Source organism: Faecalibacillus faecis, from assembly GCF_003024675.1.
Taxonomy (GTDB): Bacteria; Bacillota_I; Bacilli_A; order Erysipelotrichales; family Coprobacillaceae; genus Faecalibacillus; species Faecalibacillus faecis.
On sequence record NZ_PYLP01000008.1, the window covers coordinates 61,285 to 87,232 of the forward strand.

Sequence of the window (25,948 nt, forward strand, 5' to 3'; positions counted from 1 at the left end):
GATGCAAAATATACAAGAATTTCATTTATTTGATAATGATCAAAATTTTCAAAAACAAAAACAAGAAAGTATTGATCAATTAATCCAAAACCCAAATATTTTAAAATTTTTATCTGATCATTCTCTTAATCGTGAGTTTATTGAAGATAACTGGGTAGAGTTTTTAGATTATCAAGAAGATCTACAAATATGTCAAAATTGTAAGGATTTATCTCAATGTCAAAAAGTATCAAAGGGAATGCAACAACTTCTTTGTTTGGAAAATGAAGGGTTGAAAGTTAATTTAACACCATGTCGTTTTGGTAAAGCTTTATTAGATAAACAACATTTGTTAGGTCATATTACAGTTAGTAATGTTAGTGATGATTTACTTTTGTCTGATTCACATTCGATTAAAGATATTATGAATAAGGAATTGGCAGTTAAGATTAATGAGTTTTTATCAAAACCAAGTCAAAAGGGTCTTTATATTTATGGACCTTCTGGTTGTGGAAAGTCAACTTTAGCTGGTTTTATAACACGTTCACTTTCTAGAAAGGATTATCATATTGGTTATATTCATTTTCCTACATATTTAATGGATTTAAAGAATTCTTTTAATGAATATGGTAATGATAATAATATAGAGGAACTTAGAAATGTTGATTATTTGATTATTGATGACCTTGGAGGAGAAAATGTGACAGCTTGGTCAAGAGATGAAGTCTTAGCGGCGGTACTTACTTATCGTAGTCAAAATAAAAAAATAACGCTCTTTACGAGTCAATATGATCAAGAAAATCTTATTAAAATCTATACATTAAAGAAAGATGCCCGTGAAAAAATAAAAGTAGAGCGCTTACTTAATACAATATTTGCAATGAGTATGCCAATTCTTATCAAACAATAAAGAATAACGCAATAAAATTGCAAAAATTCTTGTAGAAAAGTCATGATTTGTGCTAAAATCACTATGTATGAAATGTTATGAAATAGGGAGTGAACATTATGGTTAAATGTATAGGTGTTTTAACATCTGGAGGAGATGCTCCAGGAATGAACGCAGCTGTTCGTGCAGTAGCGCGTACATGCTTAAATAAAGGAATTGAAGTTTATGGTGTAAAACTAGGATATAAAGGTTTACACGATGGTGAATTTATTAAGTTTGATCGTCATAGTACACGTAACATTATTAATATTGGTGGTACTATGTTAAAATCAGCAAGATTCCCTGAATTCAAAGATCCTGAAGTTAGAAAAGAAGCAATTGAAAAAATGAAAGAAGTAGGAATGGAAGCTTTAGTTGTTATCGGTGGTGACGGAAGTTACAATGGTGCATTAAAGTTAACTGAAATGGGTATCAACTGTATTGGTATTCCAGGAACAATTGATAATGATATTCCTGATACTGATCACACAATTGGATTTGATACTGCATTAAATACAATTGTTGATGCCTTAGATAAATTAAGAGATACATCAAGTTCTCATCAAAGATGTACAATCCTTGAAGTAATGGGACGTAGATGTGGAGATTTAGCTATCAATGCTGGTATCGCTGATGGTGCTGAAATGGTTATCACTAGTGAAATCGGATATGATGAAAACAAAGTTATTGAAGTATTAAAAGCATCAAAAGCTTCTGATAAAAAACATGCAATCGTTGTAATTACTGAACATATTACAGATGTGCATGAATTAGCTAAAAAAGTTGAAGCTGCAACTGGTTTTGAAACTCGTGCAAACGTTTTAGGCCATATGCAACGTGGTGGTAGACCATCAGCAAGAGATAGAGTCCTTGCTTCAAGAATGGGTGTTTATGCCGTTGAATTACTTGAAGCTGGAAAAGGTGGTTTATGTGTAAGTGAAGTAAATGGAGAAATCAAAGGATTACCAATTACTGAAGTATTAGGACATAAACGTGAAACTGATTTTAGTATTTACGAAGACGCTATTAAACTTCGTTAATATAAACTTAAATGAAAATATGATTGTGAGGATATTAGGATGGTATTAGAAAAAGAAAGAAAAAAGAAAACACGTATTGTGTGTACAATTGGACCAGCTTCTGAAGATAAAAAAGTCTTAACTAAATTAGTTCAAGCTGGTATGAACGTAATGAGATTAAATTTCTCTCATGGTGATTTCGAAGAACATGGGGGAAGAATTAAAACTTTAAGAGAAATCAACAAAGAATTAAACAAAAACGTAGCTATCTTATTAGATACTAAAGGACCTGAAATTAGAACTGGTGATTTCGTTGATGGAAAAACTGAATTCAAAAAAGGTCAAGTTTCTACTATCTGTGTTGAAGATATCGTAGGTACAAGTGAAAGATTCACTATCACTTATAAAGATTTATATAAAGATGTTAAACCTGGTGGTTTCATCTTAGTAAACGATGGACAAGTAGAATTATTAGTTGATCATGTTGAAGGTACTGATATCGTATGTATCTGTGCTAACGATGGTATCGTTAAAAACAAACGTGGAATTAACGTTCCAGGAATCAAATTAGGATTCGATTACTTATCAGAAAAAGACATCGGAGATTTAACTTTCGGTTGTCAACAAGGTGTTGATTTCATCGCTGCATCTTTCGTAAGACGTCCACAAGATGTTTTAGATGTTAAAAAATTATTAATCGAAAACGGTCGTCCTGAAATTCAAATTATCGCTAAAATCGAAAACAGCGAAGGTGTTGAAAACATGGATGAAATCTTAAAAGTTGCTGACGGTATCATGGTTGCTCGTGGTGACTTAGGTGTAGAAATTCCTGCTGAAGATGTACCTTTAATTCAAAAAGAATTAATCAACAAATGTCGTGCTGCTGGTAAAATCGTTATCACTGCAACTCAAATGTTAGATAGTATGCAAGAAAACCCAAGACCAACACGTGCCGAAGTATCTGACGTTGCTAACGCAATCTATGATGGTACTGATGCAATCATGTTATCTGGTGAATCTGCTCAAGGTAAATATCCAGTAGAAGCTGTTGAAACAATGACTAAAATTGCTTTAAAAACTGAAGGAACTTTAGATTACGCTTCATTACAAAGAAAAGCTATCAGAACTGCTTCATTAGATCAAAGTGAAGCTATTTGTATGTCAGTTGCTGAAATCGCATCTAAATTCAACGTTGCTGCAATCGTTGCATTCACTGATTCAGGATTCACAGCTAGAAAAATGTCTAGATATCGTACAAAATCTATGATTATTGCTGCTACTCCAAATGAACAAACTACAAGAGCATTAGCTATCAACTGGGGTGTTAAATCAGTATTATGTAAACAAATGGATACAAGAGCTGCTATGATTGAATATGCTCAAGTTATCGCTAAAGAAAACTTAGTTGAACCAGGTGAACAAATTATTGTTACTGCTGGTACACCAGGTGTTGCTGGAACTACTTCTTACTTAGAATTAATTACAGTAAAATAATTAAACAAAAAAAGCTCCGTTTCTGATGAAACGGAGTTTTTAATTTCTTTTAGAAATAACAAGTGCAAGTTTACCGATGATTTTAAATTCATGATAATTGTATTCATTGATAATAATAGGAGAATATTTATCATTTGCTGGTTGCAAAATAATGCAATGTTGTTTAGAATCATTAAAATATTTTTTACATGTCGCAATGTTATCCTCAATACCAAAACACCCTACATCTCCATTGTTGAGCTGTTGTGTCTTTTCAAAAATAATAAGATCTCCAGATTGAATATTTTCATCAATCATACTATCTCCATCAGCGTACTGACAAAAGTAATCTTTTCGAGAACTTAATAAAGATTCAGGCAATGAAATATACTCTTCAATATTGTCTTCAACAAAAATACCATCACCACAGCAAACATCACTGTATAAAGGAATATCTATGTTATGACTATGCCCATGCAAAGAGGGTTCATCAATACCTAATAGATAATTAGGAGTTACATTAAAGATTTCTGCGAGTCTAGAAATTGTTTCCTTTTTTAAATTTGGGACACGACCATTTTCATATTTTGCAATCGCTGATTTTTGAACACCAAGCATTTCTCCAAGTTGTTGTTGAGTCAAACCTTTTTCTTTTCTTAATTTTTTTATACGTTCACCTGTCATCAAATCACTCCTTGTGTCTTAATATTACCATATATGAGTATACATAGTAAATAAAATATCTAAAAAAGACACAAAAAGTATTGACGATACCTCAAAATAGAGTTATATTATAAGTGTCTTAAAAAGAAACATTTAAAAACATAAAACAATAAAGTTGAATTAATAGAAACTTGGGAGGAAAGAATCATGGAAAGATTATCAAATAGAGGTTTATTAACAGTTGTAGTAGCTTCGCTTGCAATGAGTGCAATAGTAGCACAATGGGTTGGTCATGTCATTGATATACTTTTTGTAATGTAAAAAATACTTTATTTTATCAAAAAATAATGTATAATTGCTATATTGGTTTTAACTTCAAACTAATCGAATAGGAGAATAAAATGGAAAAAATAGCAATTATTACAGATTCATGCAGTGATTTAAAAGAAGAGTATAGAAAAGAAAATAATATCTTTGTTTTACCAATACAAATTTCATGTGATGGAAAAACTTATCGAGATGGAATAGATATATCTTCAAAAGAAATCTATCAATTGCAAAAAGAACATATGTTAAAAACTTCATCACCTGTTGGACAAGAACTCTTTTCGTTGTTAGAAAGTTTAAAGGTAAATGGGTATAGTCATGTCATTGGAATTTTCTTATCAGCAGGAATTTCAGGAACAAGCAATCAAATGCGTTTGTTTAGTCAAAGTCAAGAGGATCTTGTTTGTCATATCATCGATAGTAAAAGTGCTTCTGTTGGTTTAGGAATCATTGCAATAGAGTTAGCACACTATTGTCAAAAGGGTGTAACCTTTGAACAAGCAATCTCTTATGGCGAAAAGCTTGTTGAAGAGAATTATGCTTACTTTTCAATTGATGATTTAGGTTTTCTTCAAAAAGGTGGAAGAATAGGTAAAGCATCAGCATTTTTAGGAACGACATTGAAAATTAAACCTATTTTGTCTTTTGAAAAAGAAAACGGTGAAATTTATGTACCTAGTAAAGTAAGAGGTAATAAAAAGGTAAAATCAAAACTTGTAGAACTTATTGAAAAACATCTTGAAGACCATCCACATCAAAAATTTGCCCTGGCAATTGCAGATGGAAATAATTTAGAAGAAAGAAATGAATTAGAAAAGATGTTAAAAGAAAAATTTCCAACATTTGAATACATAATTGACGGTCATGTTGGAGCTGCACTATCGTGTTATCTTGGATCAGGATTACTTGGTGTAGCAATTCAATTCATATAATAAAAGAATCAGTTCTTTTTCAAACTGATTCTTTTAATTTTTATTATTTATTTTTCCATAAATGTCCATTTTGGTAGACCTTTGTAATTAGTGTTGCAATATCATCAATTCCCATATCACTATTAATACATAAATCATAGTCTTTCATAGTAGCCCAAGTATTTGTTGTGTAATAGTTATAATAGCTTTTACGTTGTTTGTCTCTTTTTTGAACGTATTTTTTTGGATTATCATGTTCTTCTTTATAATCATTAACTACACGATTTAATCTTGACTCAAATGGTGCATAGACAAAAATTCTTAAAACATCTGGATAATCTTCTAAAATATAATTTGCACATCCGTTGACGATGATACAATCTTCTTTTTCTGCAAGGTGTTTAATAATTTTTGCTTGTGTTGCATAAACTTGGTCATTTATTGGTAAAACAAGAGGACCATTATTTAATGAATAGGCAAAACTAGATGATTTTTCTTGAGAAGCTTTTCGAATTGTATCGATATCAATTCCAAGCTCTCTTGCAGTTTCATCGATTAATTCATTGTCATAAAAGGCAATATTTAACGCTTCAGCTACTTTCTTTGCGATAAGACGACCTCCTGAACCATATTCTCTGGTAATTGTAATTATTTTGTGTGCCATAAAAAGTACCTCCTATATATTATATGATAACATATTTTGATGATAACTGGTAAGAATTTGGTGTATAATAAATAAAAAGAGGGGGTTATTTTATGTGGTATCATGAAAAAGTATTTTATCAAATTTACACATTGAATTTTTGTGGCGCACCATTTGATAATGATGGACACATTGTTCATAGAATTACAAGAATCAACGATTTTGTGGATTATTTTAAAGAATTAGGTATTGGAGGAATTTATTTTAATCCGATTTTTTCAAGTGATCATCATGGTTATGATACAAGAGATTATCGGGTTTTAGATGAACGTTTAGGGACGAATGAGGATTTTAAAGAAGTTTGTCAAAATCTTCATAGTCATCAAATAAAAGTGGTACTTGATGGTGTTTTTAATCATGTCGGTAGGGGCTTTTTTGCGTTTAAAGATGTTCAGGAAAAAAGAGAAGCAAGTCCTTATAAAGATTGGTTTCGTATAGATTTTAATGGTGATTCTCCTTATCAAGATAATTTTTATTATGAAGGTTGGGAAGGACACTACGAGCTTGTTAAATTGAATTTGGATCATCCAGATGTTCAACGTTATTTATTAGATTCGGTTGATTTTTGGATTGATTATTTTGATATTGATGGAATACGTTTAGATGTTGCTTATAGTTTACCAAGATGGTTTATGGCAATGTTAAAAGATCATTGTCGTCAAAAGAAAGAAGATTTTTTCTTGCTTGGAGAAGTCTTAGGTGATAATGCGGGATATATGTTTAGCGAAGCACATTTGGATAGTATTACAGATTATCCAGGATTTAAAGGTTTGTGGTCTTCTTTCAATTCTTTAAATATGTTTGAAATGGCGCATACGATCAAAAGAAATTATAAAGAGATGTATCAAGGACAAATCTTATGGAGCTTTGTTGACAATCATGATGTTGCTCGTATTGCTTCACAATTGACGGATCTTGAAAAATTACCACTTATTTATGGCATGTTATTTTCTTTACCAGGCATCCCATGTATTTATTATGGAAGTGAATGGGGACAAACAGGAAAGAAGGAACAAGGAAGTGATGCATCTTTACGTCCTGAGTATGAAAAACCATTACCAAATGATTTAACAGAATATATTAAGAAATTGGTTGAAATAAGAAATAAATATAAGGCACTTCAATTAGGTGAATATAATGAACGTATTCTAACAAATAAACAATTTGTTTTTGAAAGAGTATTTGAAAATCAAAAAATAATCATTGCTTTAAATTTAGATGAAAATGAGTATACGATTTCTTTAAATGAACAAAAAGCACATTCATTAATTGATAATATTAGTATTGATTCTTTAAATAATGTTATTTTGCCACCTAAATCGATTCAGTATTATTTAATTGAAAACTAAAAAATGTAGCGCTTAAACGCTACATTTTTAGTCGATAACCATTGCATGTTCAATTGGCATTAATGGATAATCTTTATTAATATGATCGTAAAATAAAATTCCATCAAAATGATCTAGTTCATGTTGTAAACAAATAGCTAGATAACCACGGGCGACAATCTTAACATTTTTTTCAGTTAAAGCATCGTAACCTTCAACTGTAATTTTAGCATGACGTGGAACATATCCTTGAACATCTTCTAAAACAGATAAACAAGCTTCTCCTGTTTTTAAATAAGATTGTTTAGGTGTATAAGAAACAATTTTAGGATTTGCAAGTGCATAGTCTGTAGAATTAATAACTTCTCCGTTTTCATCAAAATCAAGAACATGTATAGCGCACATTCTTTTTGGAATACCAAGTTGAATAGCAGCAATACCAACAGCTGGTCTTAAATCATATTTTTCAGAAAGTTTTTCATCTTGACTAGCAACAAGAAACGCGTGCATATCCATGAGTAAATCATGATCTTCTTTTGATAAAGGAAGAGATACTTCCTTTGAAATTGATCGAATTAATTTGTTTGAATCATCTATAATATCTTTCATTAATAACATATAATCACCTCATTCTTGGTTATTATAACACATTTTGAGGTGATTGAAATAACTAAGGTCTAATTCTTGAATTACCACAGATGATTAATAATAAGAAAACAACTAAAACAATAGCAAACCAACTACATCCGCCACTGTTGCAACCAAATCCGCCCATATATGGTGTACATCCAAAAGTGTTGCATCCACCACATCCGAAAGGATTATTTACATAACCATTGCAACCATAATCACAGTTCATATCTTATCCCTCCTTCATTATACAATATGGAGGTTTACAAGATTTGTTTGGGGGATTTATCATAAGCCATTTATTTTTATATTTTTTTAAGTTATAATGACTTGGAGAAATGGGGTGTAAAAATGGACTATAATTATCCATTAGATTATACATGGTCAACAGAAGATATTGTTGATGTTGTCGCATTATATAATGCAGTAGAACAAGCTTATGAAGAAGGAATTGATAAAAAAGATTTTTTAGATGCCTACCGTAAATTTAAAAATGTTGTTGGTACAAAAAGTGAAGAAAAACAATTAGACAAAGCCTTTGAAGAAGTTTCTGGATATTCTATTTATAAAGTATTTAAAGCAAGTCAAGAAAAAGATTGGATTAAAATGTAATGAAGAAGTGGATCAAACTTTTTTTTAGAAAAAAAGGGGCAGATAAACCTATTTTTATGGCAATTTTTGTTCTTATTTGTTTAGGAATTGTTATGATTGGTTCAGCATCGATTGGGGCCGTTTCATCTAAAGGAACAAGTTTTGCGATTAGAAATATGGCAATGCAAACAGTCTATGTTCTTTTTGGATTATTTATCATGATGGCTTTGACAAAAAGTTTTCGCACAAAATTTATTAATTATCGTTTTTCAATGATTATGTATTTTGTTGGATTAGCTTCAATGTGTGTCTGTGTATTATGGACAGCAAAAGGTTCGCATGCGTGGATCCATGTTGGACCTATTACGATCCAACCGGCAGAATTTATGAAAGTGGCAATGATTTTAATTCTCTCCTATATGCTTACGGAAACGGATGCAGCTTTTGTTGTAAAAGGAAGATTTAGAACAGCAGAACTAAAAAGTCAGTTTTATAAAGATAAATTTATTAAATGTGTATTATTTCCACTTGGTTTAATGCTTGTAGCTTTCTTTGTGGGAGCAGGTATTCAAAAGGACTTAGGAACATCGCTTATTTTAGCATCAATTTGTTTTATTTGTTTCATGTCAACACCAAGGGATTATTATAAAAAATATAAAAAACTTGTTTGGATTGCTTTAGGAGTAGCAGTTGTTATTTTAGGCTTTTTAATTACTGCTGTTTTACAAGGTTATCAAATGGAACGTATCAATTCTTGGTTAAAACCATTAGAATTAGAAAATATTTATTCTAGTTCATGGCAACTTGTCAATTCATTGATTGCGTTTGCTGATGGAGGTATTTTTGGTTTAGGACTTGGAAATTCTATACAAAAATATGATTATATTCCAGAAGCACATAATGATTTTATTGGCGCTATTATTTATGAAGAACTTGGGATTTTTGGTTTGGCTTTAATTATTATTCCGACAGCAATTATTATTTTTAGATTATTGAAATATGCTGATGAAATTCAAGAAAGCAAATCAAAAGTTATTCTTATTGGAATATCTTCTTATTTTATGTTACATCTTCTTGTTAATTTAGGAGGTGTTTCAGGACTTATTCCAATGACTGGAGTTCCTATTTTACTTGTTTCATCAGGAGGTTCTTCAACGGTTTCTGCTTTAATAGCAATTGGTATTGCTCAAGCAATTATTTCAAAATATAATAAAGAACAACTTGAAAAAACAAACACCTATTAAACTTTTATGCATAAAGTATATTAGGTGATTTTATGGATAACTTAGATGAGTTTAAAGCTTTTTTAAAAACAATACCAAGTATTAAAGAGGATGTACTTAATCATCGTTATACTTGGCAACAAATATATGAAATTTATACGATGTATGGTGAAAATGATCATTTTTTTGACCCTTATAAAAATCATTCTGTTGATTTTAATGGGGTTTTAGAAATTATAAAGAATGTGGACTTAAATGCCCTTTCATCTTCCTTACAATCAATAGAAAAAGTATTAGGGGTTGTAAGTAATCTGATTGATAAAAATAAGGAAAATAAATGGTAATGGAACAGGAAATTATTCATTATTTAAGAAAACATCCTTATTGGTATGTCAAACTTTGTCATTATCCAGAAAGCTATGATGATTTATTAGAGGAAATACATCAAAAAAAACAAGATTCACTTTTAGAAAAACTGGATCGTTTTTCTATGATCGTTAGTATGTTGGAGATGTTACAATGAATGAAATAATGAATGAACTTATTGAAGAAATTCAAAAAGATTCAAGATATCTTTCTTTTAAAGATAAATCGAAGCTGTTATTAAAAAAAGAAACAAATGAATTATTAGAACGATATCAAGAAACTTTAAATGAAATTAATGATTCAAAAAAATATGAGGGTTATATTGACCTTACATCAAAAAAAGAAGAATTAAAAGAAATAAAAAAACAGATGACAAGTAATCAAGATATTCAAGAATACTATCAAAGTTATTATGAAATTAATCGTTTACTTGATCATGTTACACAAATTATTTTTAAAGATATTAGTCAAATATTAGATACAACAGGGTATAAGTTATGAGAGTTATTGCAGGAAAATATAAAAAAAGACAATTAAAAGTGCCTAAAACACAACTTACACGACCAACAACAGATAAAAATAAAGAAAATTTATTTAATATGATAGGTCCTTATTTTGAAGGTGGAACGGTTTTAGATTTATTTGGAGGAAGTGGAGGTTTAGGGATTGAAGCAATTTCTAGAGGATGTGATACACTTTATAGTGTAGATAAACAATATGAGGCTTTTAAAACCATTAAAGAAAACTTTGCACTTTTACAATTAGAAAATTGTTATCCATTAAAAATGGATTATAAAAAAGCTTTAAATTATTTAAAGGAAAAAGAAATTAAATTTGATTATGTTTTTTTAGATCCTCCGTATGGAAAAGGGCTTATTGATGATATTTTATTTTTTTTAGTTGAAAATCAAATGTTTAATGATGAAGCTTGTATTGTTGTAGAAGAATTAAAAGAAGTAGAATTTCAACCAATTTCTTCTTTAGAACTTTCAAGAAGAAAAGAATATGGAATTACTGCTTTAAATATATTTTATTATGATGGAGAAAAGTAATGAAAAAGATTGCTGTATATAATGGAACATTTGATCCAGTAACTAATGGACATTTAGATATTATTGAAAGAGCCGCAAAGATTTTTGATGTTTTATATGTCACTATTGCGATTCATCCAACTAAAGTTGGTTTATTTTCAATAGAAAAAAGAAAAGAATTACTAAAAGAAGCAACAGCTCATTTAGATAATGTTATTGTTGATTCAACAGATGAGCTTTCTATGGATTATGTTAAGAAAGTAAATGGAAAAGTTTTAATTCGTGGTTTACGTTCAACAACGGATTTTGATTATGAACTTCAATATGCTCAATCTAATCAATATTTAAATGATACGATAGAAACAATGTATTTAATGACAAAACCTTCACATTCTTTTATTTCTTCTTCTGTTGTCAAAGAAATGGCAAGTTATCATAAAGAACTTACTGGACTAGTACCACCTTGCGTAGAAGAAGCTTTGAAAGAAAAATATACAAAATAATGATAAGACCATTTTGTTCTAAATGAATAAAATGGTTTTCTTTTTTTATATAATGATTTTTGGTGATTTAATGAAAATAGTAATAGCTGAAAAAAATGAAAAAGATTATTTATATTTAAAAGATTTAATAGAAAATTGGGGAAGGAAAAGAAAAGAATCAGTACATATCTATTGGTATCATAAACTTTATTATCAAATACCTTCTTATTTAAGTTCATGTGATCTTATATTTTTAGAAATTGATATGAAAGAAATAAATGGGTATGAGTTTTCTTGCATGTTACGGAAAAACAGCATAGATATTCCTCTTGTTTTTCAAACGAAAAACTCATCTTTTGCATTAGAAAGTTATAATGTTCAAGCAATGAATTATCTATTAAAACCTGTAGAAGAAAAGCGTATTGAAAAAATATTAGATCAAATTGTTTTAACACAAACAAAAAAAGAATTTGTATATACTTTTAAAAATAAAATTAGAAGGATTGCTTATGATGATATTCTTTATATTGAGACAAGTAAGCATTGTCTTTATATTCAATGTCATTTTCATCAAGAAAGATGCTATCTTTCTTTAAAAGAAATAGAAAAGCAACTCGATCAACGTTTCTTCCGCTGTCATCGAAGTTATATTATTAATTTAGACTATGTAAAATCAGTAGAATCTACAAAATGTATCTTACAAAATAACCAAGAAATTTTTATCTCAAAAAAATATCAAAATGATTTAAAATACCATTTTTTAAAAAATGTCAAGTGATTTTCGTAAAAAAGTTTTCAAAATGGTTAGGAACATCACGTTTTTGACACAAAATTGAGACCAATTCCTCTTGCAAATGTTTTAAAATATAAGCGGGTGAAGAAGATGAGATGTCCGATATGTCAAAATGAAGATGAAAAATATTTCTATGAAAAAAATGGTCAAATTTATTGTCGAAAATGTATTGAATTTTCTAAAAAACAACCTCCATTAAAAGTTGTTAAGAAAACAAAAGATATTTATTACCGTTTAGATTATCCTTTAACACCAAATCAAAAAAAGGCCTCTGATTTATTGATCGAAAGATATAAAAATCAACAAGATACAATCATGAAGGGTGTCTGTGGAGCGGGTAAGACGGAAATAATTTATGGTGTCATTGAGTATGCACTTAATTTGGGGCAAAGGGTATGCTTGACAATGCCTAGAAAAGAACTTGTTGTTGAACTTTCAAAAAGAATTGAAAAACAATTTTTCCATATTTCTCCTGTTCTGGTCTATGGTGACCATCATGAACAAATTGATGGACAATTTATTATATGTACAACACACCAATTATATCGCTATCCAAAATGTTTTGATTTGTTGATTCTTGATGAATTTGATGCATTTCCGTATCGTGGTAATGAAGTTTTAGAAAGTATGTTGAAAAGAAGCATTAAAGGACATTATATTATGATGTCAGCAACCCTTGAAAAAGGAGATGTCAATGTGATTGAACGTTTTCATCATCAGCCAATCCCTGTTCCTCAATGTGTGGTCACAGGGAAAATGATGATGTATCTACTTGTTTTGATAAGATTAAAGAAATATCAAAAAGAAAAAAAACCGGTCTTTCTTTTTGTGCCAAATATCCAACTTACCAAAAAAATCACCTCTTTTTTAGATTGGTTTGGGTTAGCTTGCAGAGATGTTTCTTCTAAAACATCCAATATTCACCAACAAATAGAAAAATTAAAGAAACATGAATATGATGTACTTGTTTGTACGACTGTTCTAGAAAGAGGAATGACTGTCGCAAATGTACAAGTGCTCATTCTTTATGGCGAACATCTTCTTTTTGATAAAGAGACCTTGATTCAAATTGCTGGAAGGGCTGGGCGGAAACCTCCTTATATACAAGGCGATGTCTTGATATATGCAGCGAAAAAAACACTAGCGATGAAAGCATGCATAGAAAATATCAAAACAGACAATGCCTTATCTGCAACAAAGAGTTGAATCAAGAAACAAGTCTTTTTCATCTTCTTTATCCGCGTTCTCTTTGTTTAGATTGTCTGAGTAAGTTTGAAGTTGTCAGTCAAAAAACACATTTGTTAGGTTATTCTACGTATGTTCTTTATGAATATAATGATTTTTTTCGAACAACACTTTATCAATATAAGGCATTGGATGATTATGCTTTAAAAGATGTTTTTTTAGAAAATTTTCCAGAATTAAAAAAAGTCTACAAAAATGATACGATCGTTATTATACCAAGTAGTCAAAAGGACAATGTAAGAAGGGGCTTTTGTCCTAATGAAGAAATAGTAAAAACGATTTCTAAAAATATCTTTACAGGACTTTATAAAAATAAAGAATATAAACAAACCAAACAAAAAGATCGAAGTCAGGTACACAAATTTCTTTCGATCCATCATGGATCACTCCTTACAAATAAGAATATTTTAATTTTTGATGATGTGATGACTTCTTCACATACTTTACAAGCAGCAATTAAACTCGTAGAGAAATATCACCCTAAAAGAATAAGGGTATTAGTACTTGCTTGTCCACATATTAAAAATTTTATTAATTAATATGTGATTGAAGACATTTATATAAATAATACATTTATCCACTAACCAATGAAGACAAGCAATACAAAAAATCTAAGAGTAAAATCTTAGATTTTTTCTCTCTTTTATTGGATTTTTCAACATTTTTAAAAGAAAAAAAGAGTATTTAGACAAATATAAAGATAAATATTGACAAGAATTTTATAGGAATTGTAAATTGTCGAACGAAAATAATAACGATTTATTTTAATATTCAATATACTGAAATAGACAAGGAAAGGATGATGATTATGCAAGGTAGAGTCAAATGGTTTAATGCTGAAAAAGGTTTTGGATTTATTGATCGTGGTGAAGGAAAAGATATTTTTGTTCATTATAGTCAAATTGTTCAAAATGGATACAAGACGTTAAATGAAGGCGAACTCGTTGAATTTGAATTGTATCAAAGTGAACGTGGCATGCAAGCCAAACATGTTGTAAAAATCTAGGAAATACCTAGATTTTTTTTATGAAAAGGCATGAAAAAATTTTCCTTTTAATAGGTCTCATATTTTGTTATAATTAGCATTGATTACAAGCGTAAAAGGAGCGAGTATGCATGGCAAGTAGAAAACAAGAAATTAGAAAAGAAATAAAAAAGAAAAATGCTAAATTAGGAATCGATGTAGAAGCCGCAAAAAACATTGTTGATTTACAAGATCAACAAGGCGAAAATATACATGTTGATGATTTTAAAAATCAAGAATATACAGGAGAAGTTCTTCCATTTTCTACAACACCACAAAAAACGAAAAAGGGTTTTGTTTCAAGAATTAAAGGTGTTTTTGATGATGAAAGAAAACAACTTAAAAAATTAGACCGTGTTGCTGAAAATATTATTGCTTTAGAAGCTCAATATGCAGCAATGTCTGATGAAGAATTAGCTAATCAAACAAACATCTTAAAACGAAAATTAGAAGATGGAAAAGAATTAGATGATATTTTAGTTGAAGCTTTTGCAACTGTACGTGAAGCTGCATGGCGTCAAATTCATTTAAAAGCATTCAAAGTGCAATTAATGGGTGGTATTGCTTTACATAATGGTGATATTGCTGAAATGAAAACAGGTGAGGGGAAAACTTTAACATCTATTTTCCCAGTTTATTTAAATGCTTTAACCGGTAAAGGTGTTCATGTTATTACAGTTAATGATTACTTAGCTGAACGTGATGCAAGAAACAATGGTAAAGTATTAGAATTTTTAGGATTAACAGTTGGTTTAAATAAAAGAGAATTAACACCAGTACAAAAACAAGAAGCACATGGTTGTGATGTTACTTATACAACGAATGCGGAACTTGGATTTGATTATTTAAGAGATAACATGGTGACTTCAATGGAAGATAAAGTGTTAGTTAAAGGGTTAAACTATGCTTTAATTGACGAAGTTGATTCGATTTTGATTGACGAATCAAGAACACCATTAATTATTTCTGGTGGACGTAAAAATACAGCTGCTTTGTATTTACAAGCAGATCGTTTTGTTAAATCATTAACAGCTGAAAAAGACTATGAAGTAGATGTAGAAACAAAAACAGTTACTTTAACACCAAGTGGTATTGAAAAAGCTGAAAAAGGATTCAAAATTGAAAACTTATATGATATTCAACACACTTCATTAGTTCACCATATTAACCAAGCATTAAAAGCAAACTATGCAATGACACGTGATGTAGAATATATGGTGGCAACTGAAGATGGTACAAGAGATATTCGTAATGCTAAAATTATGATTATCGATCAATTTACTGGACGTGTTATGCCAGGACGTGCTTATTCAGACGGTTTACATCAAGCAATTGAAGCTAAAGAAGGAGTCCCAATCAAAGAAGAAACTGAAACAAGAGCAACAATTACGTACCAAAACTTCTTTAGATTATTTAATAAACTTGCAGGGATGACAGGTACTGCCAAAACTGAAGAAGAAGAATTTATGATGATCTATAACATGCGTGTTATAGAAATTCCAACAAATAAGCCAGTTATTCGTGATGATCGTAATGATAAAATTTATTCAACAAAAACAAATAAATTTAAAGCCTTATGTGCTGAAGTTGTCGCAAGACATTCTTATGGACAACCAATTCTAATTGGTACAGTTTCTGTAGAAACATCTGAAACTTTATCAAAAATGTTAGATCGTCGTGGTATTCGTCACAATACTTTAAATGCGAAAAACCATGCAAAAGAAGCAGAAATTATTGCTAGAGCTGGTCAAATGGGTGCCGTAACAATTGCGACAAACATGGCTGGACGTGGTACCGATATCAAACTTGGTAAAGGTGTTGCTGAAATCGGAGGTTTAGCGGTTATCGGTTCTGAAAGACATGAATCACGTCGTATTGATAATCAGTTACGTGGACGTTCTGGACGTCAAGGTGATCCAGGATATTCAGTATTCTATGTTTCATTTGATGATGAATTAATGCAACGTTTCGCAGGAGAAAAATTACAATCATTTAGTAGTTATTTAGATGATGATATGGCAATTGAAAATAAAATGGTTTCAAGAGCTATTGAAAATGCTCAAAAACGTGTTGAAGGACAAAACTTTGATTCACGTAAACATATTCTTGAATATGATGATGTTATGCGTCAACAACGTGAAATTATGTATAAAGAACGTGATGAAATCATGTCTTTAGATAATTTAGATGACATCATTAAAGGTATGTTCAATCAAGCGATTGAAATGACAATTAAACAATATATTATAGATGATAAACATGGAACAATTGATGTTGATGGAGTTTTAGATTTTGTGGCTAAAAACTATATGTTACTTGCAACAATGGATGCTAAAAATAAAGATGTTGTTAAAAATGATCCAACTAAATTATTAGAAACACTTACAGAAATCTGTTTCTCACAATATCAAATGCGTTTAAATAAAGATATTGAACATGAAAAAATCTTAAACTATGAAAGAAGTATTCTTTTAGGAGTTATTGATTATACATGGATCAATCATATTGATGCAATGACAAAACTTAGAAATGGTATCTATTTAAGAGCGTATGCACAAAAGAATCCATTATCTGAATATACAGAAGAAGCTTTCTATATGTTTGAACAAATGAAACTTTCTATTGTTGATATGATTTCTAAAAATATCGTACACATGGGTATTCGTCCAGGTAGTGCTGCTGAAAAAAATATTCCATCATTACAATTAGAGGTTGAATTTAAATAATGGAATTATATGAAATTAAAAATGGGCTTGATAAAGCCCATTTATTAATAAAGGAATATAGAAAATCAGCGCAAATTGACGAAAAATTAAGAGAAATAGAAGGCTTAACTTATCAAACCTTACAAGAAGGTTTTTGGGATCAACCAGATCATGCTAAAAAAATCTATGATCAACTTAACGATATGAAAAAAATTACAGATGAATATGAACGTCTTGAACAATCTTTAAGTTCTTTAGATGAAACTTATTCATTGGTTAAAGAAACAGAGGATCAAGAATTTCAAACAATTTTAGAAAGTGATTATCAAGATTTTGAAAAACATATGGAAGAATTTGAAAAAGTCCTACTTTTATCAAAAGAATATGATGGTTTAAATGCCATTGTTGAAATTCATCCAGGTGCTGGTGGAACAGAAAGTCAAGATTGGGCAGAAATGTTGTATCGTATGTATCAACGTTATTGTTCAAGTAAAGGCTTTAAAATTGAAGTATTAGATTATTTAGATGGTGATGTGGCAGGAATTAAATCGGTAACTTTCTTAGTAAAAGGGAAATATGCTTATGGACATTTAAAGGCAGAAAAAGGAGTTCATCGTCTTGTAAGAATTTCACCATTTGATTCTTCTAAAAGAAGACATACATCTTTTGCTTCGGTAGATGTTATTCCAGAACTTGATGATACGATTGAAATTGATATTAAACCAGAAGATTTAAGAATTGATACTTACCGTGCAAGTGGTGCCGGAGGACAACATATTAATAAAACGGATTCAGCCGTTCGAATTACCCATATTCCAACGGGAACAATTGTTACATGTCAAAGTCAACGTAGTCAAATTCAAAATAGAGAACAAGCGATGATTATGTTGAAGAGTAAATTATTTGCTTTAATGGAAGAGAAGCAAGCAAAAGAATTAAAAGAAATTCAAGGAGAACAAAAAGAAATTGCTTGGGGTTCACAAATTCGTTCTTATGTTTTACATCCTTATTCTTTAGTAAAAGATAATCGATCTCTTTATGAATCAAATAATCCCAAGGATGTTTTAGATGGAAACCTTGATGATTTCATTTATGCTTATTTGAAATCTTCGTTAAAGGAGGGAAAGGATGAATAATAAATTATTTAAAAAAATAATAGAAATTATTATTATTGTTATTGGGAATGCTATTTTAGCTTTTGGTATTTGTGGTTTTATTACGCCTCATGGAATTATCGTTGGGGGAGCTTCAGGGATTGGTTTAATCGTTAAACAAATTACAGGAATTCCTTTATCCCTTGTTGTTTATGCTATCAATATCATTATGTTTATTATTGGTTATTATTATTTGGGAAAAGCCTTTGCTGCCAAGACCTTATTAAGTACTCTTATTTTCCCAACCTTTTTAACCTTCTTTGAAAATATGCCAAGTGTAACTCATTTAACAAGTGATTTACTTCTTTCATCTGTCTATGCAGGTATTTTTGTTGGTGGAGGATTAGGTTTGGTTTTAAGATTGGGAGCAAGTACGGGAGGAATGGATATTCCACCACTTGTTTTAAATAAAAAAACAGGCATTTCTACAACAATTTTAATTAATGGTTTTGATTGTGTTATTTTAGCTTTACAAGTTCCTTTTTCCAATGTTGAACAAATTCTTTATGGAATTCTTGTTGTTTTGATTACGGCTGTTGTTATGGATAAAATGATTTTATTAGGAGAATCAAAAATACAAGTTTTAGTAATTTCCCCTAAATGGAATGAAATCCAAGAAATGCTTTATGATCGTATTGATAGAGGATGTACACTTATGAATATTACCACAGGGTATAAAAAAGAAGAAATGTATGCGGTCATGTCTGTTGTTAGTCGTCGAGAGCTTGTTACACTCACTAATGAAATTTTGAAAATTGATGAAGCAGCATTTATTATTTCTAATGAAACCCATAATGTAAGAGGTCGAGGATTTACTTTACCAAATATTGATTTATAATAAAAAAATGCTTATTTTCTAAGCATTTTTTTTAATATTATTCTTTTTCTTAAAGCTTTTTTTCTTTTGCTTTTTTTGCTTTCTTTTATTTTTTCTTTTAAAAGTTTTTGTTCAAGTAATTGTTTTTGAAGCTGGATTTGAAGTTGTTCATCTTCTTGCTTTTTTTGTTCCATCTTTTTTTTGTAATCTCTTGCATATTGTTGAACAGTACGTTTTAAATGATTCAAATCATCATCATTATTATGATGTTTATTTGAATCATCAATGTCAACATAAAGTTCAACATAACCACATTTTGAACAATAACATGATTTGATTTCTTTATTTTCTTTTTGAAATTGCTCTTTTTTTATAATTAACTCTAAATAACTTAATGTATTAATTCCTTTATCTTTTACATAACAATTTGAAAATAAAGGTTCGTTACATCTAGGGCATATTCTCTTCATCTAGCCACTCCTTCAATAAACATATTATACCATGAAAAAACATAATTAATAGGGTCAATATACAAACAAATTCTACAAATTGTGTTATAATATCTAAGGGAGTTGAATAAAAATGATAAAACTTACAAATGTTACGAAAATCTATAAAACCGGTGTAAGAGCATTAAATGATGTAAATCTTACTATTGAGCCCGGTGAATTTGTATATGTCATCGGTACAACTGGTGCTGGTAAATCAACGTTTATTAAATTACTTTATCGTGAAGAAAAAGCAACTTCAGGTAAAGTTGAAGTTGTTGGTCAAGATGTTTCTAAAATTAGAAACAGCAAAGTTCCTTATTTTAGAAGAAATATTGGAGTTGTATTTCAAAACTTTAGATTATTACCTAAAAAAACAGTTTTTGAAAATGTGGCTTATGCTCTAGAAGTTATTGATACACCACGTGCAGAAATTAGAAGACGTGTACGTGCTACTTTAGAGCTAGTTGGTTTGGAGGATAAAGTTAATGCTTTCCCTCATGAACTTTCAGGTGGACAACAACAAAGAGTGGCAATTGCTAGAGCAATTGTTAACCGTCCAAAAGTATTGATTGCAGATGAACCAACAGGAAACCTGGATCCTGAAACATCTAAAGAAATTATCAATGTTTTATTACGTATTAATGAAGAACAAGGAACAACTGTCTTGGTTGTTACCCATGACCAAAAAATTGTACAAGAACATAAAAGACGTACAATTTTAATGGAAGATGGTTGCATTAATGCAGATACATCTCTAGGAGGTTATGATTTATAATGAAAGAATTAATAAGTTGTATTAAAAATTTACCCAAACATTTTAAAACATCTTTAGTAAACTTATGGCGTAATGGAGCAATGACTTTTTCATCTATTTTTGCTGTAACGATTACGTTATTACTTATTGGGGTTATTAGTGTTTTAGCGTTAAATGTTCAAGATATTTCAGCAAACATCGAAGAAGGTGTTCGTATTTATGTTAAACTTGAACGTTCTATTGATGAAAATGCAGAAAATGAAGTTGGCAAACAAATTAAACAATTAAAAGGAGTTGCCTCAGCTACATATTTTTCAAAAGATGAAGAGTTATCAAAATTAATAGATAAACAAGGGGAAGATGGAAAAGAATTATTTGAATCTTATCGTGATGATAACCCATTAGGAGCAGCTTATGAGGTTGAAGCTAAAGACCCAACAAAACTCGCTTCACTTGCGAAAAAAATCAAAGATATTCCTAATGTCAATTCAGTAAACTATGGTGGTGATTCTACACAATCAATGGTTTCTACCTTAAATACAATTCAAACAAGTGGAACAGTCTTTATTGTAGGACTTGTGATTGTTGCTTTATTTATGATTTCAAATACAATCAAGATTACTATTACAGCACGTTCTACAGAAATTTCAATCATGCGTATGGTTGGAGCAAGTAACTGGTATATTCGTATTCCATTTATGTTAGAAGGTATGCTTATTGGTTTATTTGGTGCGATTATTCCTATTTTCGTATTGGTTTATGGATATGGGGCTCTTTATAATTATACAGGTGGTTCTTTAATGTCATCAATGCTTGTATTAAAAGCGCCAATGCCATTTATCCGTGATTTCTCATTTATTTTAGCGGGCTTAGGTGCTGGTGTAGGTTTAATTGGAAGTTTTGTTTCAATTAGAAGATTCTTGAAATTCTAAAAGATTATCGTAGGATAATCTTTTTTCTTTATCTTTTTTTAGGTTTTCTATATAATAGTAAGAGAATTGTCGACAAAGGAGGCGATACCATGGCAAAAAATAGTTTTTTAAAGGAAGCGATGACTGAAAATCATCCTCAATATGAAAAAGCAATCCAAAGAAAAGAACCGCTTTATCAAAGAGAAAATGATTTAAGAAGCCCTTTTTCAAGAGATTATAATCGAATTATTTTTTCTTTAGCGTATCGACGTTTGAAACATAAAACACAAGTCTTTTTTGCGGTAGAAGATGATCATGTGTGTACAAGAAGTGAACATGTTAATCTTGTTGATTCTGTCAGTTATACCATTGCGAATTATTTAGGACTTAATACAGAACTTACACGCTCCATTGCAGTAGGGCATGATTTAGGACATGCACCTTTTGGCCATGGTGGAGAAAAAATCATTAATACACTTTGTAAAGAAAATGATTTACCCGCTTTTTGGCATGAAAAAAATAGCCTTTATTTTGTTGATGAAATTGATACGCTTGAAGATAATCACCACATTCGACGTAATTTAAATTTAACATATGCCATAAGAGATGGTATCATTTCCCATTGTGGTGAAATGAATCAAAAGTCTATTCAAAAAAGAAATGAATATATTGATTTAAAAGATTATCAATATCCAGGACAATACAATCCTTACACATGGGAAGGGTGTGTTGTTAAAATGTCGGATAAGATTGCTTATCTTGCACGTGATATTGAAGATGCATTAAGATTAAATATTATTGATGAAAAACAAGTTGAACAATTAAAAAAAGAAATCAATATGATTTCTAGTTATCATTTTGATGCAATAAATAATGGAACGATTGTTAATTATTTTATTTTAGATGTTTGTCAAAATTCTTCATTAGAGAAAGGAATTTGTTTATCAGATGAAGCTTTTGAAGTCATGAAGAAAATGATGTCATTTAATTATAAAAATATTTATTTAATTGATCGTATTGAAGTCCATACCAATTATGTTCAATTGATTTTAAATTCTATTTTTCAATTCTTGTATAAATATGAAACCATTGCGAAAGAACATCAAACAAATGTTATTGAAGCATTGAAAAAGGACCAAAAGAAATATCCAATAACGATTCAAGGATATATTCATTGGTTAGAAAAATATAGTCAAATGAGGGATTTTAAAAGAAATACCCATTATCAAAATCATATCATCTATGATTTTGATAATGATTCAAAAGCGATGGTCAAAAGTATTATTGATTACCTTTCAGGTATGTCAGATGCTTACATATTAAAAATATTTAATGAATTTATTTCATTTTCATAAAAGGAGAAGTTAAAATGCCAATTAAAATACCAAATGATTTACCAGCATCTAAGATATTAAAAGAAGAAAATATCTTCGTAATGGATGAAACAAGAGCACTTTCACAAAGAATTAGACCTTTAAAATTAATTATTGTTAATATCATGCCTACTAAAATTGTGACAGAAACACAATTATTAAGACTTTTATCTAATACACCTTTACAAATAGAAGTGGATTGGTTATGTATGGAAAGTCATAATTCTAAAAATACACCACAAGAACATTTAATGGAATTCTATAAAACATTTAATGAAATTAAAGATAATAAATATGATGGTTTGATTGTTACAGGAGCCCCTGTAGAAAAAATGAAATTTGAAGATGTTGATTATTGGGATGAACTTACAAAGATTTTTGATTGGGCCAATACACATGTCTTTTCATCATTTTTTATTTGTTGGGCTTCTCAAGCAGCACTTTATTATTATCATGGTGTCGAAAAATATGAACTTGAAGAAAAGTTAACAGGTGTTTATCAACATCATACCAATGAAAAGAAGATGAAAAGAAAGATTTTAAGAGGCTTTGATTTTCAATTCTACGCACCGCATTCAAGACATACAGCCGTTAGACAAGAAGATATTGAAAAGATTAATTCTTTAGATATTCTCGCAACTTCTAAAGATGCAGGGGTTTACTTAGTTGCTGAAAAAGATGGTTCGAGATTTTTTGTGACAGGACATCCGGAATATGATCCAGATACTTTAGATAAAGAATATCATCGTGATCTTGTTAAAGGGGATGAATGTGTCATGCCTAAAAATTATTATAAAAATAATGATGTAAATGGTGAAATATTGGTAAAATGGCGTAGTCATGCTTATTTGTTATTTTCAAATTGGCTTAACTATTATGTATATCAAAGTACACCATATAACTTAGATGATCTTGAAAAAATGAAGACGCCACAATAGGCGTCTTGTTTTTATCTAAAAAATATGGTAAATTATAATATGTAGTTGCGGCCGTGGTGAAATTGGTATACACGTAGGTTTGAGGGACCTATGGCTTATGCCGTGCCGGTTCAAGTCCGGTCGGCCGCACCAATTAGTCATTAACTTATCGTCTGATAAGTTTTTTTATTTACTAAAAAAGGCGCCGAAGCGTCTTTTGTTTTATTCTTTAATTAAATCATATATTGCTTTTGCAAAGATTTCTGTTGATTTTAATAAAGAATCAACTTTAATATTTTCATTATTACCATGAATGGCATTATCTTCACCTTTAAATTCACACCCAAAGGCAACACAATTTGGCATTGATTTAGCGTAAGTTCCGCCACCAATAGCTTGAGGAGCACTTGTTGTATCTCCTGAAACTTCTACATAAGCTTTGTGAAGTTTTTGAATAAGTTCACTGTTTGGGTCAACATATAAAGGTTCGTGAATATCACTTTCTAAAGTTAAACCATAAGAATGACATAATTCTTCAACATCATCAGCCATTTTCTTTAAATCAATTTCATGAGGGCAACGTAAATCCAATTCAATTTCAGCTTTTTCTTTGACATAACGAACAACACCTAAGTTCATTGTTAATTTACCCATAAGTCCTTCATGATTGATTTGTAAACCTTTTCCATCATAATCATTTAAGTAAGTTGCTATAAAGTGAACAAGTTTATTATTAATGATACTATCTAAGTAAGTTGCAAGTAAGCTTACTGCATTAATACCTTCTTCTGGTAAAGAAGCATGTGCACTTTTTCCTTTTAAGATAAGCTTAGTACAATTTCCTTCTTCTTCAATAACACCTGTTACATGATTCTTTTCTAAAAATTCTTTAAAAGAAGCTTCATATTGTTTATGATTCCCTTCAATGATTGCTTCACATTTTTCTGGAACGATATTTACACGATCTCCAGCGACCATTGCGACTAGACCATCCTTTTTAACATCACCTTTAATGTCAAAACGAACAATTCCTTTTTCTCCATAAACAACAGGAAATTCAGCATCTGGGGTAAATCCCATTGATGGGAATGGATTATTTTGGAAGTAATGGGCAACGCACGAAGAACCACGCTCTTCATCACAACCAAAGATGACACGAATTTTCTTTTTAACCGGTAAGTTTAAATCATGAATGATTTTTGCAGCATAGTACCCAGCAAGAAGCGGTCCTTTATCATCGGCTACACCACGACCATAAAGTTTATCATTGACTTGGACTACTTTAAATGGATCACTGTTCCATCCAACTTCATTAACAGGAACAACGTCTAAATGTCCTAGAATTCCAAAACTTTCTTCTTGATCACCGATATCGATATGTCCTGCATAGCCATGTTCATCATAAGTAACAAAACCATCGCGTTTTCCAATTTCTAACATGGCATCAAGAGCATTACGGCAAGCTTTACCATAGGGTTGGTTTTCACCTGCTGTTTTTTCATCGTAAACAGAAGGGATAGCGCATAACGTTTCGATATCTTGAATTAGCTGATCCTTTCTTTTTTCAACTTCTTCTTTAAAGTTAATCATTTTAAAATCACCTCGAATAATATTATACATTTTTCGTAATAATTTTTAAACAATTTTGATAAAATAATGTTATGATAGAAACAGTATAGGGAGGAATGTTTATGGAAAATATAAGATTTCACATTACTGTTAAGGGAATTGTCATTTATCATCAAAAAGTTTTATTGATGAAAAGGGTAAGACCTTCAACAGATGGACTCGGTTATTGGGAACTTCCTGGTGGTGGTTTGGAATATGGGGAAACACCAAACGACGCTTTAAAAAGAGAACTTAAGGAAGAAACGGGTTTATTAATCGATGTGGTTAAACCAGCGTATACATTTACTAAAATTAGGGAAGATTATCAGACTGTAGGAATTGGTTATTTAGCATATAGTCATGATGATCAAGTAACGATTTCTTTTGAACATACGGATTATAAGTGGTGTCCAATAGATGAATTAAAAGAGTATTTATGTGATGAAATCTATCAAGATATCGTTAATACATTAAAGGAATTTAAAAATATTTAAAGAGGTTA

General features: G+C 30.2%; 30 protein-coding genes and 1 tRNA gene. 25 read left to right on the forward strand and 6 right to left on the reverse strand.

Annotation, left to right across the window (positions count from 1 at the left end; all coding sequences use genetic code 11):
- Nucleotide 1: 1 nt before the first annotated feature.
- The 3 genes from C7U55_RS07790 (at nucleotide 2) to pyk (ending at nucleotide 3,420) form a co-directional block, all read left to right on the forward strand.
- Nucleotides 2–889: a DnaA ATPase domain-containing protein gene (locus tag C7U55_RS07790; RefSeq protein ID WP_106988082.1), complete on the forward strand. Its 888-nt coding sequence runs from the start codon at nucleotides 2–4 to the stop codon at nucleotides 887–889.
- A 98-nt stretch (nucleotides 890–987) separates the two neighbouring features.
- The gene (gene pfkA / locus C7U55_RS07795; protein ID WP_106988083.1) at nucleotides 988–1,947 is read left to right on the forward strand and encodes a 6-phosphofructokinase; all 960 of its coding nucleotides are present in this window, start codon (nucleotides 988–990) and stop codon (nucleotides 1,945–1,947) included.
- A gap of 39 nt (nucleotides 1,948–1,986) precedes the next feature.
- On the forward strand, nucleotides 1,987–3,420 hold the full coding sequence (gene pyk / locus C7U55_RS07800; RefSeq protein ID WP_106988084.1) for a pyruvate kinase: 1,434 nt from the start codon (nucleotides 1,987–1,989) through the stop codon (nucleotides 3,418–3,420).
- Between the two features lie 39 nt (nucleotides 3,421–3,459).
- Here pyk and C7U55_RS07805 read toward each other — a convergent pair whose 3' ends face one another.
- Nucleotides 3,460–4,083, reverse strand: coding sequence for a LexA family protein (locus C7U55_RS07805; RefSeq protein ID WP_048923499.1), 624 nt, complete (start codon nucleotides 4,081–4,083; stop codon nucleotides 3,460–3,462).
- 380 nt (nucleotides 4,084–4,463) lie between these two features.
- Between C7U55_RS07805 and C7U55_RS07810 the strand changes: the two genes are divergently transcribed.
- Complete coding sequence (locus C7U55_RS07810) at nucleotides 4,464–5,321, forward strand: DegV family protein (RefSeq protein ID WP_106988085.1); 858 nt, start codon at nucleotides 4,464–4,466, stop codon at nucleotides 5,319–5,321.
- 43 nt (nucleotides 5,322–5,364) lie between these two features.
- On the opposite strand, the gene C7U55_RS07815 is transcribed toward C7U55_RS07810, so the two are convergent.
- A complete protein-coding gene (locus C7U55_RS07815; RefSeq protein WP_106988086.1) occupies nucleotides 5,365–5,964 on the reverse strand; it encodes a cytidylate kinase-like family protein in 600 nt (199 codons plus the stop codon).
- 92 nt (nucleotides 5,965–6,056) lie between these two features.
- On the opposite strand from C7U55_RS07815, the gene C7U55_RS07820 reads away from it, so the two are divergent.
- Nucleotides 6,057–7,352 carry an alpha-amylase family glycosyl hydrolase gene (locus C7U55_RS07820; RefSeq protein ID WP_106988087.1) on the forward strand — a complete coding sequence of 432 codons (1,296 nt, stop codon included), beginning with the start codon at nucleotides 6,057–6,059 and terminating at the stop codon, nucleotides 7,350–7,352.
- Nucleotides 7,353–7,379: 27 nt separating this feature from the next.
- Here the strand turns inward: C7U55_RS07820 and def are convergent, their stop codons facing one another.
- On the reverse strand, nucleotides 7,380–7,949 hold the full coding sequence (def, locus tag C7U55_RS07825) for a peptide deformylase (RefSeq protein ID WP_106988088.1): 570 nt from the start codon (nucleotides 7,947–7,949) through the stop codon (nucleotides 7,380–7,382).
- Between the two features lie 52 nt (nucleotides 7,950–8,001).
- Entirely contained in the window at nucleotides 8,002–8,190 is a 189-nt protein-coding gene (locus tag C7U55_RS07830; protein WP_048923494.1) for a hypothetical protein, read from the reverse strand.
- A 122-nt stretch (nucleotides 8,191–8,312) separates the two neighbouring features.
- On the opposite strand from C7U55_RS07830, the gene C7U55_RS07835 reads away from it, so the two are divergent.
- The 14 genes from C7U55_RS07835 to C7U55_RS07900 all read left to right on the forward strand — a co-directional run bounded on the left by C7U55_RS07835 (nucleotide 8,313) and on the right by C7U55_RS07900 (nucleotide 19,413).
- On the forward strand, nucleotides 8,313–8,573 hold the full coding sequence (locus C7U55_RS07835) for a UPF0223 family protein (RefSeq protein ID WP_048923493.1): 261 nt from the start codon (nucleotides 8,313–8,315) through the stop codon (nucleotides 8,571–8,573).
- Nucleotides 8,573–9,796: an FtsW/RodA/SpoVE family cell cycle protein gene (locus tag C7U55_RS07840; protein WP_106988089.1), complete on the forward strand. Its 1,224-nt coding sequence runs from the start codon at nucleotides 8,573–8,575 to the stop codon at nucleotides 9,794–9,796. Before C7U55_RS07835 ends, C7U55_RS07840 begins: the two co-directional genes overlap by 1 nt.
- Nucleotides 9,797–9,828: 32 nt before the next feature.
- On the forward strand, nucleotides 9,829–10,119 hold the full coding sequence (ylbD, locus tag C7U55_RS07845; RefSeq protein ID WP_048923491.1) for a spore coat protein YlbD: 291 nt from the start codon (nucleotides 9,829–9,831) through the stop codon (nucleotides 10,117–10,119).
- Nucleotides 10,113–10,298 (forward strand): YlbE-like family protein, encoded by a 186-nt coding sequence (locus C7U55_RS07850; RefSeq protein WP_106988090.1) that lies wholly within the window; start codon nucleotides 10,113–10,115, stop codon nucleotides 10,296–10,298. Before ylbD ends, C7U55_RS07850 begins: the two co-directional genes overlap by 7 nt.
- The gene (locus tag C7U55_RS07855) at nucleotides 10,295–10,642 is read left to right on the forward strand and encodes a YlbF family regulator (RefSeq protein WP_106988091.1); all 348 of its coding nucleotides are present in this window, start codon (nucleotides 10,295–10,297) and stop codon (nucleotides 10,640–10,642) included. Before C7U55_RS07850 ends, C7U55_RS07855 begins: the two co-directional genes overlap by 4 nt.
- A complete protein-coding gene (gene rsmD / locus C7U55_RS07860; protein ID WP_106988092.1) occupies nucleotides 10,639–11,193 on the forward strand; it encodes a 16S rRNA (guanine(966)-N(2))-methyltransferase RsmD in 555 nt (184 codons plus the stop codon). Before C7U55_RS07855 ends, rsmD begins: the two co-directional genes overlap by 4 nt.
- A complete protein-coding gene (gene coaD / locus C7U55_RS07865; protein WP_106988093.1) occupies nucleotides 11,193–11,675 on the forward strand; it encodes a pantetheine-phosphate adenylyltransferase in 483 nt (160 codons plus the stop codon). The genes rsmD and coaD overlap by 1 nt, the downstream gene beginning before the upstream one ends.
- Before the next feature lie 70 nt (nucleotides 11,676–11,745).
- On the forward strand, nucleotides 11,746–12,432 hold the full coding sequence (locus C7U55_RS07870; RefSeq protein ID WP_158569645.1) for a LytR/AlgR family response regulator transcription factor: 687 nt from the start codon (nucleotides 11,746–11,748) through the stop codon (nucleotides 12,430–12,432).
- 105 nt (nucleotides 12,433–12,537) lie between these two features.
- On the forward strand, nucleotides 12,538–13,653 hold the full coding sequence (locus tag C7U55_RS07875; RefSeq protein ID WP_106988095.1) for a DEAD/DEAH box helicase: 1,116 nt from the start codon (nucleotides 12,538–12,540) through the stop codon (nucleotides 13,651–13,653).
- Nucleotides 13,602–14,231: a ComF family protein gene (locus C7U55_RS07880; protein WP_106988096.1), complete on the forward strand. Its 630-nt coding sequence runs from the start codon at nucleotides 13,602–13,604 to the stop codon at nucleotides 14,229–14,231. The genes C7U55_RS07875 and C7U55_RS07880 overlap by 52 nt, the downstream gene beginning before the upstream one ends.
- A gap of 269 nt (nucleotides 14,232–14,500) precedes the next feature.
- Nucleotides 14,501–14,698 carry a cold-shock protein gene (locus C7U55_RS07885; protein WP_048923664.1) on the forward strand — a complete coding sequence of 66 codons (198 nt, stop codon included), beginning with the start codon at nucleotides 14,501–14,503 and terminating at the stop codon, nucleotides 14,696–14,698.
- Nucleotides 14,699–14,808: 110 nt separating this feature from the next.
- Nucleotides 14,809–17,442 carry a preprotein translocase subunit SecA gene (secA, locus tag C7U55_RS07890; RefSeq protein ID WP_106988097.1) on the forward strand — a complete coding sequence of 878 codons (2,634 nt, stop codon included), beginning with the start codon at nucleotides 14,809–14,811 and terminating at the stop codon, nucleotides 17,440–17,442.
- A complete protein-coding gene (prfB, locus tag C7U55_RS07895) occupies nucleotides 17,442–18,557 on the forward strand; it encodes a peptide chain release factor 2 (protein ID WP_106988098.1) in 1,116 nt (371 codons plus the stop codon). The genes secA and prfB overlap by 1 nt, the downstream gene beginning before the upstream one ends.
- On the forward strand, nucleotides 18,550–19,413 hold the full coding sequence (locus C7U55_RS07900; RefSeq protein WP_106988099.1) for a YitT family protein: 864 nt from the start codon (nucleotides 18,550–18,552) through the stop codon (nucleotides 19,411–19,413). Before prfB ends, C7U55_RS07900 begins: the two co-directional genes overlap by 8 nt.
- 11 nt (nucleotides 19,414–19,424) lie before the next feature.
- Here C7U55_RS07900 and C7U55_RS13720 read toward each other — a convergent pair whose 3' ends face one another.
- Nucleotides 19,425–19,862 carry a hypothetical protein gene (locus tag C7U55_RS13720; RefSeq protein WP_193446932.1) on the reverse strand — a complete coding sequence of 146 codons (438 nt, stop codon included), beginning with the start codon at nucleotides 19,860–19,862 and terminating at the stop codon, nucleotides 19,425–19,427.
- A gap of 112 nt (nucleotides 19,863–19,974) precedes the next feature.
- On the opposite strand from C7U55_RS13720, the gene ftsE reads away from it, so the two are divergent.
- From ftsE to C7U55_RS07930, 5 genes are all read left to right on the forward strand, one after another.
- A complete protein-coding gene (ftsE, locus tag C7U55_RS07910) occupies nucleotides 19,975–20,658 on the forward strand; it encodes a cell division ATP-binding protein FtsE (RefSeq protein WP_106988100.1) in 684 nt (227 codons plus the stop codon).
- Entirely contained in the window at nucleotides 20,658–21,569 is a 912-nt protein-coding gene (ftsX, locus tag C7U55_RS07915) for a permease-like cell division protein FtsX (protein WP_106988101.1), read from the forward strand. The genes ftsE and ftsX overlap by 1 nt, the downstream gene beginning before the upstream one ends.
- 89 nt (nucleotides 21,570–21,658) lie before the next feature.
- A complete protein-coding gene (locus C7U55_RS07920) occupies nucleotides 21,659–22,903 on the forward strand; it encodes a deoxyguanosinetriphosphate triphosphohydrolase family protein (RefSeq protein WP_106988102.1) in 1,245 nt (414 codons plus the stop codon).
- A 14-nt stretch (nucleotides 22,904–22,917) separates the two neighbouring features.
- Nucleotides 22,918–23,859: a homoserine O-acetyltransferase MetA gene (gene metA / locus C7U55_RS07925; protein ID WP_106988103.1), complete on the forward strand. Its 942-nt coding sequence runs from the start codon at nucleotides 22,918–22,920 to the stop codon at nucleotides 23,857–23,859.
- A 47-nt stretch (nucleotides 23,860–23,906) separates the two neighbouring features.
- Nucleotides 23,907–23,991, forward strand: a tRNA-Leu gene (locus tag C7U55_RS07930).
- A gap of 69 nt (nucleotides 23,992–24,060) precedes the next feature.
- Here C7U55_RS07930 and pepV read toward each other — a convergent pair.
- Nucleotides 24,061–25,428 carry a dipeptidase PepV gene (gene pepV / locus C7U55_RS07935; RefSeq protein ID WP_106988104.1) on the reverse strand — a complete coding sequence of 456 codons (1,368 nt, stop codon included), beginning with the start codon at nucleotides 25,426–25,428 and terminating at the stop codon, nucleotides 24,061–24,063.
- 101 nt (nucleotides 25,429–25,529) lie between these two features.
- Between pepV and C7U55_RS07940 the strand changes: the two genes are divergently transcribed.
- The gene (locus C7U55_RS07940; RefSeq protein WP_106988105.1) at nucleotides 25,530–25,940 is read left to right on the forward strand and encodes an NUDIX hydrolase; all 411 of its coding nucleotides are present in this window, start codon (nucleotides 25,530–25,532) and stop codon (nucleotides 25,938–25,940) included.
- Nucleotides 25,941–25,948: the final 8 nt, after the last annotated feature.

Excerpts from the sequence above, each read along its gene's own strand:
- C7U55_RS07790 (WP_106988082.1), top strand. The coding sequence starts at position 2 with ATGCAAAATATACAAGAATTTCATTTATTTGATAATGATCAAAATTTT.
- pfkA (WP_106988083.1), top strand. The coding sequence starts at position 988 with ATGGTTAAATGTATAGGTGTTTTAACATCTGGAGGAGATGCTCCAGGA.
- pyk (WP_106988084.1), top strand. The coding sequence starts at position 1,987 with ATGGTATTAGAAAAAGAAAGAAAAAAGAAAACACGTATTGTGTGTACA.
- C7U55_RS07805 (WP_048923499.1), bottom strand. The coding sequence starts at position 4,083 with ATGACAGGTGAACGTATAAAAAAATTAAGAAAAGAAAAAGGTTTGACT.
- C7U55_RS07810 (WP_106988085.1), top strand. The coding sequence starts at position 4,464 with ATGGAAAAAATAGCAATTATTACAGATTCATGCAGTGATTTAAAAGAA.
- C7U55_RS07815 (WP_106988086.1), bottom strand. The coding sequence starts at position 5,964 with ATGGCACACAAAATAATTACAATTACCAGAGAATATGGTTCAGGAGGT.
- C7U55_RS07820 (WP_106988087.1), top strand. The coding sequence starts at position 6,057 with ATGTGGTATCATGAAAAAGTATTTTATCAAATTTACACATTGAATTTT.
- def (WP_106988088.1), bottom strand. The coding sequence starts at position 7,949 with ATGTTATTAATGAAAGATATTATAGATGATTCAAACAAATTAATTCGA.
- C7U55_RS07830 (WP_048923494.1), bottom strand. The coding sequence starts at position 8,190 with ATGAACTGTGATTATGGTTGCAATGGTTATGTAAATAATCCTTTCGGA.
- C7U55_RS07835 (WP_048923493.1), top strand. The coding sequence starts at position 8,313 with ATGGACTATAATTATCCATTAGATTATACATGGTCAACAGAAGATATT.
- C7U55_RS07840 (WP_106988089.1), top strand. The coding sequence starts at position 8,573 with ATGAAGAAGTGGATCAAACTTTTTTTTAGAAAAAAAGGGGCAGATAAA.
- ylbD (WP_048923491.1), top strand. The coding sequence starts at position 9,829 with ATGGATAACTTAGATGAGTTTAAAGCTTTTTTAAAAACAATACCAAGT.
- C7U55_RS07850 (WP_106988090.1), top strand. The coding sequence starts at position 10,113 with ATGGTAATGGAACAGGAAATTATTCATTATTTAAGAAAACATCCTTAT.
- C7U55_RS07855 (WP_106988091.1), top strand. The coding sequence starts at position 10,295 with ATGAATGAAATAATGAATGAACTTATTGAAGAAATTCAAAAAGATTCA.
- rsmD (WP_106988092.1), top strand. The coding sequence starts at position 10,639 with ATGAGAGTTATTGCAGGAAAATATAAAAAAAGACAATTAAAAGTGCCT.
- coaD (WP_106988093.1), top strand. The coding sequence starts at position 11,193 with ATGAAAAAGATTGCTGTATATAATGGAACATTTGATCCAGTAACTAAT.
- C7U55_RS07870 (WP_158569645.1), top strand. The coding sequence starts at position 11,746 with ATGAAAATAGTAATAGCTGAAAAAAATGAAAAAGATTATTTATATTTA.
- C7U55_RS07875 (WP_106988095.1), top strand. The coding sequence starts at position 12,538 with ATGAGATGTCCGATATGTCAAAATGAAGATGAAAAATATTTCTATGAA.
- C7U55_RS07880 (WP_106988096.1), top strand. The coding sequence starts at position 13,602 with ATGCATAGAAAATATCAAAACAGACAATGCCTTATCTGCAACAAAGAG.
- C7U55_RS07885 (WP_048923664.1), top strand. The coding sequence starts at position 14,501 with ATGCAAGGTAGAGTCAAATGGTTTAATGCTGAAAAAGGTTTTGGATTT.
- secA (WP_106988097.1), top strand. The coding sequence starts at position 14,809 with ATGGCAAGTAGAAAACAAGAAATTAGAAAAGAAATAAAAAAGAAAAAT.
- prfB (WP_106988098.1), top strand. The coding sequence starts at position 17,442 with ATGGAATTATATGAAATTAAAAATGGGCTTGATAAAGCCCATTTATTA.
- C7U55_RS07900 (WP_106988099.1), top strand. The coding sequence starts at position 18,550 with ATGAATAATAAATTATTTAAAAAAATAATAGAAATTATTATTATTGTT.
- C7U55_RS13720 (WP_193446932.1), bottom strand. The coding sequence starts at position 19,862 with ATGAAGAGAATATGCCCTAGATGTAACGAACCTTTATTTTCAAATTGT.
- ftsE (WP_106988100.1), top strand. The coding sequence starts at position 19,975 with ATGATAAAACTTACAAATGTTACGAAAATCTATAAAACCGGTGTAAGA.
- ftsX (WP_106988101.1), top strand. The coding sequence starts at position 20,658 with ATGAAAGAATTAATAAGTTGTATTAAAAATTTACCCAAACATTTTAAA.
- C7U55_RS07920 (WP_106988102.1), top strand. The coding sequence starts at position 21,659 with ATGGCAAAAAATAGTTTTTTAAAGGAAGCGATGACTGAAAATCATCCT.
- metA (WP_106988103.1), top strand. The coding sequence starts at position 22,918 with ATGCCAATTAAAATACCAAATGATTTACCAGCATCTAAGATATTAAAA.
- pepV (WP_106988104.1), bottom strand. The coding sequence starts at position 25,428 with ATGATTAACTTTAAAGAAGAAGTTGAAAAAAGAAAGGATCAGCTAATT.
- C7U55_RS07940 (WP_106988105.1), top strand. The coding sequence starts at position 25,530 with ATGGAAAATATAAGATTTCACATTACTGTTAAGGGAATTGTCATTTAT.